Raw genomic sequence first — 13,150 nt, 5'->3', positions numbered from 1 at the left:
AGACATGCTTGACCAGGTATTCTCCGGAAGTTTGTGCCCCACGCGGACCGGCCGCCCGTGATGACGGGCGGCCGGGTGCGGACGTCTACTTCGGCAGCTCGATGTGGCCGCCGAACGCCTTGCGCATGGCCGAGAGCATCTTGTCGGCGTATTCGGCCTCCCCGCGCGAGGAGAAGCGCTGGAACAGCGCGGCCGACAGCACCGGAACCGGGACGGCGGTGTCGATGGCGGCGTCGATGGTCCAGCGACCCTCGCCGGAATCGGACACCCGACCGCTGAAGGAATCGAGGTTGGGGTCGGCGAACAGCGCGCCCGCGGTGAGGTCGAGCAGCCAGGAGGCCACCACCGAGCCACGCCGCCACACCTCGGTGATCTCCGGGATGTCGAGCTTGTACTGGTAGTACTCCGGGTGCTCGAGCGGGGTTTCCTCGGCGGAGTGCTCGCCGCCGTGATCGGCGCCCATATCGGCGTGCTTGAGGATGTTCAGGCCCTCGGCGTAGGCGCTCATCGCGCCGTACTCGATGCCGTTGTGCACCATCTTCACGAAATGACCCGCGCCCGCCGGGCCGCAGTGCAGCCAGCCCTGCTCGGACGGGGTGGGCTCACCGGTGCGGCCGGGGGTGCGCGGTGCGGCATCGACACCGGGCGCGATCGACTTGAACAGCGGCTCGAGCCTGCGCACCTGCTCGTCCTCGCCGCCGATCATCAGGCAGAAGCCGCGTTCCAGACCGAAGACGCCGCCCGAGGTACCGACATCGAGGTAGTGGATGCCCTTGGGGGCCAGCGCCTTCGAGCGCTTGATGTCCTCGTGGTAGCGGCTGTTGCCGCCGTCGATGATGGTGTCGCCCGGCTCGAGCAGATCGGCGAGCTCGTCGATCGCGGCGCCGGTGGCACCGGCGGGAATCATCACCCACACCACCCGTGGCGCGTCGAGCATCCCGACGAATTCCTTCAGGTCGGTGCTGCCCCGGAAGCTGTCGCCGAGCTCGGCGGACAGCTCGTCGATGTGGCCCTGGTGGCGCTCGTGCCCGACGGCGCTGTGCCCGTCACGCACGATGCGGCGCACGATATTGGCGCCCATCCGGCCGAGGCCGATCATTCCCAACTGCATCAGTTCTCCCTCGTTGTCCGGTCCCTGGTGGCGAGTCTCACCCCTGATTGTCGCGCGCGACCGAGCCCAGCTGCCCGGCGGCATCGCGCGCCCGGTCGAAATCGACCGAAAATCGGCTGTAACGCCCCGGTGAGGGCCGCGATAAACAGATCGGCTCCGTGTAGTTGCCAGACCCCCGACCCGGCAACTACACGGGGCCTTCCTGTTGTCTGCCCCACTTCGCCGGGCTGCCGAGTGCGCGCCGGGCCGTTACCCTTGGCGAGCACCCGGTAAACCCAACGGGGCCCATGAAACGGAAGGACCTCCGTGCCCAGCGAGTCGACCGCCGGACGACCGGCGGACCGAGGGCGGGGCGAGGTCGGACTACGCAAGCTGCTCGAAGCAAATCGCACTTTCGATGCCGACACCACCGCCCTGCCCACCCAGCCCATCAGCACCATCGCCCGTGACCACCGCCCACAGGCGCCTCAGCCGACCCCGCCGGGCGACCAGCAGCTGGTCAAGCGGATCGGGATCGCCGTCGGTGCCGTGTTCGCGGTCGGCACCGCCGCCTACCTGGCCGACTTAGCGCTGAACGTGGGCGAGGTGCCGCGCGGCGTCGTCGTCGCCGGCGTGGAGGTCGGCGGCATGGACCAGAGCGAGGCCGATGCCAAGCTGCGCAGCGTCCTCGGACCGCGCGCCGACCAACCGCTGCCCGTGCGCATCGGCGATGTGCAGGCCAGCATGGTGCCCTCGGCGGCCGGTCTCGGCATCGACTGGGACGCCACCTGGGATGCCGTCGGCGGTCAGCCGCTGAACCCGGTCGGCCGATTGGTCTCACTGTTCGGGACGCGCGACGTCCCCGTGTCCAGCACCGTTGACAATGCGGCGCTCGATCAGCAGCTGAGCACGTTCCGCACCCACGACAACCCCACCGTGGAAGGCACCGTTCGCTTCGAGAACGGTGCACCCGTCGCGGTGCCGCCGGTCCCGGGCCGGGTGCTCGACATCGACGGCGCGCGCAGCACCATCACCGAGCGCTGGGCCGAGGTGAGCCTGCTCGACCTGCCCGTCGTCGCGGCGCCGGTCGAGGTGCGAACCGAAGCGGTGCAGGCTGCGTTGCGCGATATCGCCACACCCGCTGTCGCCTCGCCGATCACGTTGGCGGCCAAGGACACCCGGGTGGCCCTGACGCCCGAGCAGATCGCGAGCGTGCTGAGTTTCGTACCCGACGGCAACGGCGGGCTCGCACCGCAGATCGACAACGATGCCGTGATCGGGCTGCTCGGACCACAGGTGGTGACCACCGAGATCGAGCCCAAGGACGCCACGTTCACCGTCGGCGCCGGAAAGCCTACGGTCGTACCGGCCGTGGTCGGCGAAAAGATCGACTGGGCGAAGACGCTGGAGAAGCTGCCCGCGCTGCTCACCCAACCGGGTGAGCGGGCGTTCGAGGCCGTCTACCAGCGCATCGAACCGAAGCTCACCACCGAGGCCGCCGAGAAGCTCGGCATCAACGAAACCATCGGCGAATTCACCACCGGCGGGTTCAGCGGGCCCTCCGGGGTGAACATCCGGACCGTTGCCGCCAAGGTGAACGGTGCCGTCGTGAAGCCGGGAGATACGTTCTCGCTCAACGGGTTCACCGGTCCGCGCACCGCCGCGGAAGGGTATGTCGAGTCCGGGATCATCGACAAGGGCAGGCCGAGCACGGCGGTCGGCGGTGGCATCAGCCAGTTCGCCACCACGCTGTACAACGCCGCCTACTTCGCGGGCATGGAAGACGCCGGGCACACCGAGCACAGCTACTACATCTCGCGCTACCCCGCCGCGCGCGAGGCGACGGTGTTCGACGGCGCGATCGACCTCGCCTTCCGCAACAACTCCGAACACGGCGTGTTCATCCAGGCCGTCGCCACCGGGTCCGACATCACGGTGCGGCTCTGGGGGACGAAAACTGTTGATGTGGAGTCGATTACGGGCGAGAAGTCCAAGCCGACGGAACCGACCGAGATCACCCTGCCCAAGGGTAAGGACTGCATCGCCTCCGAAGGCGCGCCCGGATTCACCATCTCCGATACCCGAGTGATCACCGATCGCAAGACGGGGCAGCAGATCTCGCGGCACACACGGACCGTGAAGTACGACCCCATCCCGATCGTGAAGTGCGAGTGAGGTTTTCCTAGCAGTTGCAGTCGCAGCAGCAACCGTCGCCGCAGCATTTGCCGCACTCGCCACAGTTGCCGCAGCACTCGCACGCGTCGCAGCAGTCCTTGCACTTCTTGCGCCAGGCCTTCTTGCGCCTGCCGTCGCAAGGACTGTTGTGGTCGACGCAGCACGCCGCACCGGTGCAGTAGACGCCGCAGATCTGGCCGATCGCCCGGAGCGGACCGAAGTCGCGGCCGGGTCCGGACGCGGACGGCTTCTGGTCCGGTGCGGAAGGGAATCGGTAGGGGTCGTGATTCGCCGAGGCACGACAGGCGTGCCCGGTGATCAGCCCGAGTCCACGGCCGAGGTTGCGCAGTAATGCCGCCAGCGGGTCGAGCAGGGCCCAGCGCACCGTCGGCACCTGGTCGAGGTGTGCCTCGGCGGCCGCACGGCGGATGCTCGCCTCGCTTTCGCGGACCAGTTCGTAGGCGCGCGGCATGTCGGTGCCGGTGGCGTCGAGGGGGTTGAAGCGGCCGCGCGCACGGTCGCGTTCGAGGTCTTCGATGGCGTCGGCGAGGTGGGCGATGCGGCCGACGTGGCGACCGATCTCCTGAAGCGCCGCAACGTTTTCCGGTCGCCCCGCCAGGGTTGCGGTGTGGCCGAACAAGGTCGCCGCGCACAGCTGAGTGGGGCCGGTGAGCTCGTCGAGGGTGATTTCGACGTCCAGCTGCCGCCCGCCTGCCCGTGCACCCGGTGCCGCCGCAGGCTGCCCGCCTGCCGATGGCGCCCGACCGGCCGGCTCCGCGTCGGCTCGGCGCAGGCCTGTACCCCGCGCGGCGGCCGACTTCGCGCCGAGTTCGCGCCTACCTCGCGCACCAGCCGACCGTACGTCGACAGCGCGACCCGTGGCGCGCGCTTCCAGGTCTGGCTGCGAGGCGATGGCCGCCAGCAGCGGTGACACGTCGAGGCCGATGCTGTCGGCTTGACGCTGGGCGCGGGCGGCCCATGAACTGGAGACCTTGCGCATCGGCGTCCGGGCGAAGGTGCCCGCATCGCCGTCGTCGATATGGTCGCGAATCTTGGCCGCTCCCAGGAGAAGTGACGCTGTCGCTGCCAGCTGGACACCCGGCGCGTCGGCCGCGACCACCGAGGCCCGGCGCATACCGCGCAACGGGCAGGGCGCGGCGTTCGCCCGGGAGCCCGCGCCCGACTGAGCCTCGGTGAGGACGCTGAGCACGATCGCGTCGGTATTGGTCGCCGCGCGGGCCAGCTGGCCGTGGCGGTCGCGCAGACCGAGGCACAGCCCGCACATATGTGCCTGCCACTGGTCCGGATCGATGCCGTACTTCGCCGCACCGTGCGCACACGGCTTCAACACTCCGAACACTGCCACCCCGTCGGTCTTGAACTACCAGACAAGCACGATCGCAGGTCGCGGCGGTCGGAGCAACCGCTACTCGGGTTTGCGGCCCGCCAGACCGCGCCAGGCCAGATCGTCGAGCAGGTCGACCGCCTCGGCCACCTCGATGCGGCCACCGGCGACGCGGTCGGCGATGGCCTCACCCGCCCCGATCACGGCGGCGGCGACCACCTCGAAATTGGTACCGGGCTCGGCGTGCCTGGCACTGGATTCCAGCAGTTTCGCGGTGAGTTCGATGACGCGCTCGCGGGCGTTCTCGATCTCGGCGGCGAATGCTTGCTGACCGATTGCCTGCCGGTAGAGAACCTGCCAGGACTGCCGGTTGCGGTCGACGAAATCGAGGAAGCCCTCGAGCGCCGTTCGCACCTGTTCGTGCGGCTTGAGTTTGGGATTGCCCGCGGGCGCGACGGCCTCGATCAGGCGAAGTCCCTCGCGCTGGATGCACGCGCGGAAAAGCTCGTCCTTGGAGCCGTAATACAGGTAGAGCATGGGTTTGGAGATCTTCGCCTCGGCGGCGATCGCGTCCATCGATGTGTCGTGGAAGCCTTTGCGTGCGAATACCTCGACGGCGGCATCGAGCATCTGCTGCTCGCGAACCGCCCGGGGAAGCCGCTTCGTCCCGCCTGCCATCCACTCTCCTACCGCAGGGTGAGACTCCATCTTACTTGAAGGTAAGTTTCACCCGTGCCCATTTGCCGCACAGTCGCCACGCCGCTCAGCAGCCCAGTGCGACACCCTTGTAGCGGGCCATCCGCAGCACCGACGCATCGACTCGATCAGCGGGCAGTTTGCCACTCGACACCGACAGCTCCAAGCGGTCGAGTACCTGCGGCACCGCATCGGTGGTGATCCAGAGCGCGTTGTCGGCCCCGGCGACGAGCGCGGCCTCGACGGCTTCGGCGATCGTCATGCGGTCGGTGATGGCGGCCATGCCACCCAGATCGTCGGTGAAGATCGGGCCGTTGAACGGCGCCGCGCCGTAGCCGGTGCCTTCACGCAGCAGCGACATCACGGCCGGGCTGATGCTGGCCGGAGTGTCGGGTTCGGTGAGGCCGGGCACGTCGAGGTGGCCGACCATCACGGCGGCGCCGGAGTTCACCAGATTCCGGAACGGGACCAGGTCCTTGGTCTTCAGCTCGTCGAACGGGGGCGTGCGCACCGCGCCCGTGTGCGAATCGCCGGAACCGGAGCCGTGCCCGGGGAAATGCTTGATGACCGAACCGAGGCCGACCTCGTTGGAGGCGCGGATGTAGGCGTCGGCGTATTCGGTGACCACCTGCGGGTCATCGCTGTAGGAGCGGTCGCCGATGACGCTGTTGTCGGGCTGGGCGCTCACATCGGTGTCTGGTGCGAAATCGACCGTGATGCCCAGGTCCTTCAACGCCTTCGAGCGGGTGAGCGTGTTCTGGTAGTGCTGTTCGGGCGTCTGGGTCTGGGCGACCACCCGAGCCGAGGGTGCCTCACCGATCACGGCCGACGCGCGCGAGACCCGCCCGCCCTCCTCGTCGATGGTCACCATCAGGGGCGCCTTGGCGAGGGCCTTCACCGCGTCGAGCTGGGCGCGATCGAGCAGGCCCGGATCGGTCCAGCTACCGACGAAGATGCCGCCGACCTGCTCGGTGGTCACCACATTCGTGGCGTCGTCGGCGCCGGTGATGCCGACGGTGAGCAGCTGGGCGAGCTTCTCACGCTGCGAGAAGGTGTCGAGATAGTCGGCCCCGCAGGATTTTTGGGCTCCGGTGGTGGCGGCAGGCGAGCCGCTCTCCGACGACGGTGCCGTTCCGCTGCTGCTCGCGGCGGTGGTCGTCTCGGTCGACGACCCTCCCGAACACGCGGTGGCGACGGCGGCGACAACTGCGAACACGACCACAGGCGATTTCCGCATGCACTCCACGGTAGACCCGGACCGGAACCGGTGGCGTCGTCAGGTTGGGTTCAAGCGGCAAATAGCCGGGTAACCTGGGGGAAAGACCCTGCGCAGGAGGTCGTCATGCCGTGCGATCGGATGCTCATCGCCTACGACGGTTCCGAACATGCCAAGCGCGCTGTGCAGTACGCGGGCCGGTTCCTCTCCGCCGAACGCGCCATTCTGCTCACCGCCTGGGAACCGATGGTCCGCCAAGCCGCCCGCATCTCCGGGCTCGCCGGGGTGATGCAACCGGAATGGGTGCCCGACGAGGAGATCGAGGACATCGCCTACACCGATGCCCGCAAGATCAATGCCGAAGGTGTGCAGCTGGCCAAGCAGGCCGGTATCGATGCCGAGGCCCGAACCGTCGAGTGCACGACAACCATCTGGAACGCCATCGTCGACTGTGCCGACGAGCTCGATGTGGACATCATCGTCGCAGGTACACGGGGTAATACCGGGCTGCGTGCGCTGCTGCACAGCAGTGTGGCCGAGGCGGTGCTCAAGCACGGGCACCGGCCGGTGTTCCTGGTGCCGCCCGAGCACTGAGAGTTGCGTCGCTCTCGCGGTTCGGCGGTGGGTTCCCGGCGTTATGGTCGAAGCACTATGAACCGATTTCTGCTGGCCCGGCCGGACGCGGTGCTGCGCGCCGAGGGGGTGCGCGCGAGTTTCGCCGATCCGACGGCGGCGGTCGCGGCGCTGCGCGACGCGGCGCCCGAGTTGGTGGTCGGTGCGTTGCCGTTCGATCCCCGCGAACCCGCCGCGCTGTGGCAGCCCGAGACCGCTCTGCACATGGCCGGGCCGTGGCGTCCGGCCGCGCTCCCGCCGTTGCCGCAGATGCGCGTTGTGACTGAAACGCCCAGTGCGGCAGAGCATGTGGCGCGCGTTCGCAAGCTGGTGGAACAGCTGGCCGATCCGGCCGACGAGTTGCGCAAGGTGGTCGCCGCGCGCAGCGTTGTCGTCGAAGCCGATGCGCCGCTGGATCCCGAAGTGCTCGCGGGGTACCTGCTCACCAGGCATCCGACGGCCAATGTGTACGCGGTCGACCTGTCGGTGGCGGGCCGGGCATCGCAGACATTGCTCGGCGCGACGCCCGAGGTACTGGTCACGCGCCACGGTGACCGCGTGAGCCTGCATCCGCTCGCGGGCACGTTGCCGCGCCTGCCCGATGCCGCAGCCGACGCGGCGCAGGCCCGTAAGTTGTTGTCCAGCAGCAAGAACAACGACGAGCACGGATTCGTCATCGAGTGGATCCGGCAGCAACTCGGACCCGTGTGCGCGGAACTGCGCATCCCTGAGCGGCCCGAACTGCTGAGCACCGAACAGGTCTGGCACCTCGCCACCCCCATCAGCGGGGTGTTGCGTGACCCGTCGACCACCGCGCTCGACCTGGCACTGCTGCTGCATCCGACGCCCGCCGTGAACGGCACCCCTTTCGCCGCGGCGCTCGACGCCGTCACCGCCGACGAACGGCGCGGTTTCTACGGCGGGGCGGTGGGCTGGTGCGACAGCCACGGCGACGGTGAATGGGTGGTCGCCATCCGGGGCGGGGAACTGTCGGCCGACCGGCGCGTGCTGCGGGCGAGCGCGGGCGGCGGGATCGTCGCCGACTCCGATCCGGCCGAGGAACTGGCCGAGACCACCGCCAAATTCCGCACTCTGCTCGCCGCCCTGCGTTGCGAACTGCCCGAACGCTGACCTACCGGCGCACACCTGCTAGGTTGGCCACCAGACAGGCCCCGACGTCGACGTATTGGAGTGCGCGATGAAGTTTGCTGTTCCGGCTGTTGCCAGCGCGGTCGGCGGCGCCCTGCTGAGCGCGATCGCCGTCTTCGCCATCACGGCAGCGGTGCAGCAGAACACGGCTCCCTCGATCGACCGCAGCGGTGACAAGGACTCCTCGCTGCTCAACGCTCCTGAATACGGCAGCCGCTGACGCGCAGGCCCGTGCGTCGCGCCCCTCGGGGCACCTGAACAAGGCGCCACTGGGCTGGCGCTGGTTCGTCGGCTCGGTCGTAGCCGCCTTCGTCCTGACCTTCGCGCAGGCGCCCGGCCTCACCGTCGCCGACACCAAATACGACCTCGCCCAGAACCCCCTCGGTTTCCTCGCGCGCGCCGCGCACCTGTGGAGCAGCCAGGCGCCCATGGGTCAGGTGCAGAACCAGGCCTACGGCTACTTCTTCCCGCACGGCGCGTTCTTCTCCGCGGGACACCTTCTGCATGTACCCGCCTGGGTGACCCAGCGCGTCTGGTGGGCGTTGCTGCTGCTCGCCGGATTCTGGGGCATCGTCAAGCTCTGCGAAACCCTCGGCATCGGGGCGCGCGGGTCGCGGGTGATCGCGGGTGTCGCGTTCGCGTTGTCGCCGCGGGTGCTCACCACGCTCGGCTCGATCTCCTCGGAGACGCTGCCGATGATGCTGGCGCCGTGGGTACTGCTCGCGCCCGCCGCGCTCGGCGTCGCACTGCGCGGTAAGTCCACGAGGGTCGACGCGGCGCCGGAAAGTCCGCGGCCCGACAGCGAGCGGTCCGACAGTCCAAGCGACAACGCGCCGGACGACAGCGTGGCCAAGCCTGCCACCGCCGGCACTGCGGGGAGCGCGGTCGGGAACACCGAGCCCGGCGAAGTCGGTCGCCTGCGTGGCCGAGTGGTGCGGGCCGGTCGCGGCGCGAGCACCGGCGAGTCGGTCGCGCCTGGACCCACACGCGGCGGAATGCTCTCGCCCGCTGGTAGTGCGCTCGCGCTCGCGTTGATGGGGTCGGTGAATGCTGTCGCGACGGTGGCCGCGTTCCTGCCCGCCGCGCTGTGGTGGGCCTCCTACCGGCCGAATCGGCGGTGGTGGCGGTTCACGCGGGCGTGGATTCCGTTGCTCGTGCTCGCCACGTTCTGGTGGGTGGTGCCGCTGCTGCTGCTCGGGAAGGTGAGTCCGCCGTTCCTCGACTACATCGAGTCGTCGGGGGTGACCACGCAGTGGGCGGCGCTGAGCGAGGTATTGCGCGGTACCGACAGCTGGACGCCGTTCGTGTCGCCCGAGCGGATCGCGGGGGCCGTGCTGGTGACCCAGCCCGCCGCGGTGCTCGCCACCGGGCTGCTCGCGGCGGCGGGAATGGCAGGGCTCGCGCGGTCGTCGATGCCGTATCGCGGGCGCTTCGTGCTGATCCTGTGTGTGGGATTGGCGGGGATCTGCGCCGGGTATGTCGGCACGCTCGGTGGGCCGTTCGCGGAATCGGTGCGGATCTTCCTCGACTCCGGTGGTGCGCCGCTGCGCAATGTGCACAAGCTGGAGCCGCTGATCCGGTTGCCGCTGGTGGTCGGGCTCGCGCACCTGCTCGGCCGGGTGCCGCTGCCCGCGTCGGCGCCGATGCCGGTGTGGCGCAATGCTTTCGCTCATCCGGAGCGCGATCGGGTCGTGGCCGTGGCGGCCCTGGTTCTCGCCGCGCTCACCCTCGCGACCTCGCTGGCGTGGACCGGCCGACTCGCCCCGCGCGGCGCCTACGACCGGGTGCCCGCCTACTGGACCGACACCGCGCGATGGCTGGCCGACAATGCCGCCGACACCCGCGCGTTGGTGGTCCCTGGCGCGCCCTTCGGCAGCCAGATCTGGGGACTCACCCGCGACGAACCACTCCAGGCGCTGGCGAGTACCCCATGGGCCGTGCGCGATTCGGTGCCGCTGAATCCGCCGGGCACCATCCGGGCCATGGATTCGGTGCAGCGGCTCATCGCCGACGGACGACCGTCGACCGGGCTGGCCGCCACCCTGGTGAGTCAGGGCATCGGAGTCGTGGTGTTGCGCAATGATCTCGACCCGGAGACCTCCCGTTCCACCCGGCCGATGCTGGCGCACCAAGCCGTCGAGGGTTCACCGGGACTGACCAAGGTCGCCGAATTCGGCGCGCCCATCGGACCGCGCGCCGACGACGCCGGGCTGGTCGTCGACAACGACCTGCTGCCGTCGTACCCGGCCATCGAGATCTACCGGGTGGATCCCGCGACGCCGGGCACGCCGACGCAGGTACGCAGCGGCACCGGCGCACCCGATTCCATCCACGGCGCCTACACGGTGGGTCTCGATTCGGTTCCCGTCGTACGCGGCGGGCCGGAGGTGCTCGAGCGTGTCCGGCGTGACGGCGCGAGCGCCCCAGTACTTCTCGAAGCCGACGCGGCGCGGGCCGGACTGCCCACCGAGCCGGTGCTGCTGACCGACACACCGATGGACCGGGAAGCGGACTTCGGGCGGGTGGACAACCACAACTCCGCCGTTCGCGCCACGGACGACGCCCGGCGCACCCACAATCTCGTCCCCGACTATCCGGTCGACGGAACCGAACTCGTCCGTGGCCAGTGGTCCGGTGCCAAGGTGACCAGCTCGAGTTCGGCAGCCGATGCCACCCAGATCGGCGGCGCGGCACCCGGCAGCTCCACCGCCGCCGCCGTTGACGGCGACCCGAGCACCGCATGGATCAGCAACGGCGCGGAATCCGCACTCGGCCAGTGGCTCAGGCTGGATCTGGACAAGCCGATCACCAGCGGTTCCCTGCAGTTCACGACCACCGCCGCCGCGCTCGGCGACCCGGTGAAGTGGGTGGAGGTGCGCACGCCGCGCGGCACCGTGTCGGCCCGGATCACCGAACCCGGTGCGCCGGCCACCGTGGCGCTGCCCGCGGGCCGGACCGACTGGGTGATGATCACCGCCGCCCGCACCGAAACCGGTACCCGTGGTGGGCAATTCGGGATCAGTGAACTCACCCTCGACGACTATTCGGTACGTGAAGCACCGGTCCGCGTCGATATCCGGCATCGCGTCGTGCTTCCCGAGGTTCCGGCGGGCACCACGGTGACCGGCTGGGACCTCGGTCAGGAATTCCCCGGTCGCAGTGCGTGTTTCGACGGGCCGCTGCGCGTGCACTGCAGCAAGGGACTCGGTCTGCCCGCCGAGGAACCCGGCGTCTTCGGGCGGACCCTTTCGGTGCCCGAACCGATGCGGGTGAGCACCGACCTGACGGTACGCACCCGGCCCGGGCCCGCGCTGGAAGCGCTGCTCACCGACCCGGACAGACCGATCGCGCGCGGCAAGGCGGATGTGGCCGACCTGCGCGGCGCCGCCTTCGCCGCCACCGACGGCGACCCCCGAACCACCTGGACCGCACCGGAGGCCACCGTCCGTGGACTCGCCGGGGCCAAACCCACGCTGGTACTGGAACTTCCGGAACCCGCACTGGTGACCGGGCTCGACATCACCACGGCCCTCGGCGGTCTGCCCGCCACCGCCACCTCCGTCCTGGTGAACCTCGGCAACGGCCCGCAGATGCGCGAACTGCCCGAACGCGAACACGGCGAACCCGCACGGATCTCGCTGCACCCCACCGTCACCGATCGGGTCGAGGTGAGCATTCAGCAGTGGAACGAGGTGCTCGACCGCACCGCGCTCGGCTTCGTGCTCACCCAGCCCGCCGGTCTCGCCGAAGTGGAAGTACTCGGCCCCGACTACCCGGCCCGCGCCCCCGGTGACCGGCTCGTCACCATCGGCTGCGAGGCCGGACCCGTGATCGCCATCGGCGGGCGCGCCGTACACACGACCGTCACCGCGACCGCCGACGAACTCCGTTCGGGTGCACCGGTTTCCGCCCGCCCTTGCGAACTGGACGCGGCCGATATCGAGTTGCTGCCCGGCAAGCCCGACCTCACCGTCGTGCCGACCGAACTGTTCACGGTCGACCGAATTCGGCTGCCGCGCACCGATCTTCCGGCTACCCCGATCCTGGGCAGGGCCGGTGAACCTTCCGAATCGAGCCCTGCCGACGAGAACAGCAAAGGCGAGGAGCCCACTGGACCGGTCGGCGGCACCGCAGACGAACCCACCGACCCTACCGGCGAGCACAGTGCTGATGTGCCCGCGAGCCCGACCGATGCCGACGGCTCGACCCGTGGTCCTGATTCACCCCCCGCCCGCGATGTAACCAGCGACAGCCCCGCCGCGCCGCCAGCCGATCCGGCGACGACACGATTGCTCGTCTTGCCGTTGAGCACCAACGTCGGTTGGGAAGCGCACACCGCCGACGGGCAGCTACTGAAGCCCGTTGTCGTCGACGGGTGGCAGCAGGGGTGGCTGGTTCCGGCGGAGGCCACCGGGGAGATCACCGTCTCGTTCCCGGACGACCGCTGGTACCGGCTGGCGATCTTCGGTGGTCTGCTGCTGCTGATTCCGCTCGCACTGCTTGCCATTCCGCGTAGACGACCCCTTCCCGACCTCGGCCCCGCACCGACCACGTGGGGTAACCGTCCACTGGCAACGCTCGGCCTCACCGGTGCGGTGGCGGTGGTTTCCGGTCCGTTCGGGGTGGTGTGCACAGTTGTCGCGGTTGTGTGCAGTCACTTCCGGCCTGCTGTCACCAGCCGGGTACTGCCCTGGGTCGCCGGTGTCGGGACGTTGGTCTCGGTGGCGGCGTTGTCGACCGGCACGTGGCGGTCGGGGACCGCCTACATGGGTGGCTCGATCTGGGCGCAGGCACCCGCGGTCATCGCTGTTGTCGCGGTGGGAGTCGCCGCACTTCCACGCCGGCACTGACCTGTGTCCGGCCGACT

At 69.5% G+C, this 13,150-nt stretch carries 9 protein-coding genes; 5 read left to right on the top strand and 4 right to left on the bottom strand.

All coding sequences use genetic code 11. The features are described 5' to 3' along the window. Positions 1-85: 85 nt before the first annotated feature. Positions 86-1,111 (bottom strand): phosphogluconate dehydrogenase (NAD(+)-dependent, decarboxylating), encoded by a 1,026-nt coding sequence (gnd, locus tag AB0I35_RS02220; protein WP_067497162.1) that lies wholly within the window; start codon positions 1,109-1,111, stop codon positions 86-88. A gap of 306 nt (positions 1,112-1,417) precedes the next feature. On the opposite strand from gnd, the gene AB0I35_RS02215 reads away from it, so the two are divergent. Next, positions 1,418-3,265, top strand: a complete 1,848-nt coding sequence (locus AB0I35_RS02215; RefSeq protein WP_357393564.1) for a VanW family protein — start codon at positions 1,418-1,420, stop codon at positions 3,263-3,265. Positions 3,266-3,272: 7 nt separating this feature from the next. Here the strand turns inward: AB0I35_RS02215 and AB0I35_RS02210 are convergent, their stop codons facing one another. The 3 genes from AB0I35_RS02210 to AB0I35_RS02200 all read right to left on the bottom strand — a co-directional run bounded on the left by AB0I35_RS02210 (position 3,273) and on the right by AB0I35_RS02200 (position 6,543). Then, positions 3,273-4,625 (bottom strand): DUF5685 family protein, encoded by a 1,353-nt coding sequence (locus tag AB0I35_RS02210; RefSeq protein ID WP_357393561.1) that lies wholly within the window; start codon positions 4,623-4,625, stop codon positions 3,273-3,275. Between the two features lie 66 nt (positions 4,626-4,691). Then, the gene (locus AB0I35_RS02205; protein ID WP_067497168.1) at positions 4,692-5,288 is read right to left on the bottom strand and encodes a TetR/AcrR family transcriptional regulator; all 597 of its coding nucleotides are present in this window, start codon (positions 5,286-5,288) and stop codon (positions 4,692-4,694) included. Positions 5,289-5,373: 85 nt separating this feature from the next. Beyond that, entirely contained in the window at positions 5,374-6,543 is a 1,170-nt protein-coding gene (locus AB0I35_RS02200; protein WP_357393559.1) for a glycoside hydrolase family 3 N-terminal domain-containing protein, read from the bottom strand. Positions 6,544-6,648: 105 nt separating this feature from the next. Between AB0I35_RS02200 and AB0I35_RS02195 the strand changes: the two genes are divergently transcribed. The 4 genes from AB0I35_RS02195 (at position 6,649) to AB0I35_RS02180 (ending at position 13,133) form a co-directional block, all read left to right on the top strand. After that, positions 6,649-7,116: a universal stress protein gene (locus tag AB0I35_RS02195; RefSeq protein ID WP_067497170.1), complete on the top strand. Its 468-nt coding sequence runs from the start codon at positions 6,649-6,651 to the stop codon at positions 7,114-7,116. 57 nt (positions 7,117-7,173) lie between these two features. Continuing rightward, positions 7,174-8,265 carry an isochorismate synthase gene (locus AB0I35_RS02190; protein WP_357393557.1) on the top strand — a complete coding sequence of 364 codons (1,092 nt, stop codon included), beginning with the start codon at positions 7,174-7,176 and terminating at the stop codon, positions 8,263-8,265. A gap of 67 nt (positions 8,266-8,332) precedes the next feature. Continuing rightward, a complete protein-coding gene (locus AB0I35_RS02185; protein ID WP_022566695.1) occupies positions 8,333-8,503 on the top strand; it encodes a DUF2613 domain-containing protein in 171 nt (56 codons plus the stop codon). Positions 8,504-8,537: 34 nt separating this feature from the next. Further along, positions 8,538-13,133, top strand: a complete 4,596-nt coding sequence (locus AB0I35_RS02180; RefSeq protein WP_357394149.1) for an alpha-(1->3)-arabinofuranosyltransferase — start codon at positions 8,538-8,540, stop codon at positions 13,131-13,133. Positions 13,134-13,150 lie beyond the last annotated feature (17 nt).

Source organism: Nocardia sp. NPDC050378 (genome assembly GCF_040655675.1).
GTDB classification, from domain to species: domain Bacteria; phylum Actinomycetota; class Actinomycetes; order Mycobacteriales; family Mycobacteriaceae; genus Nocardia; species Nocardia coubleae.
Note: the sequence above shows the minus strand (reverse complement) of the source record. Positions and strands in the feature narration are given on the sequence as shown.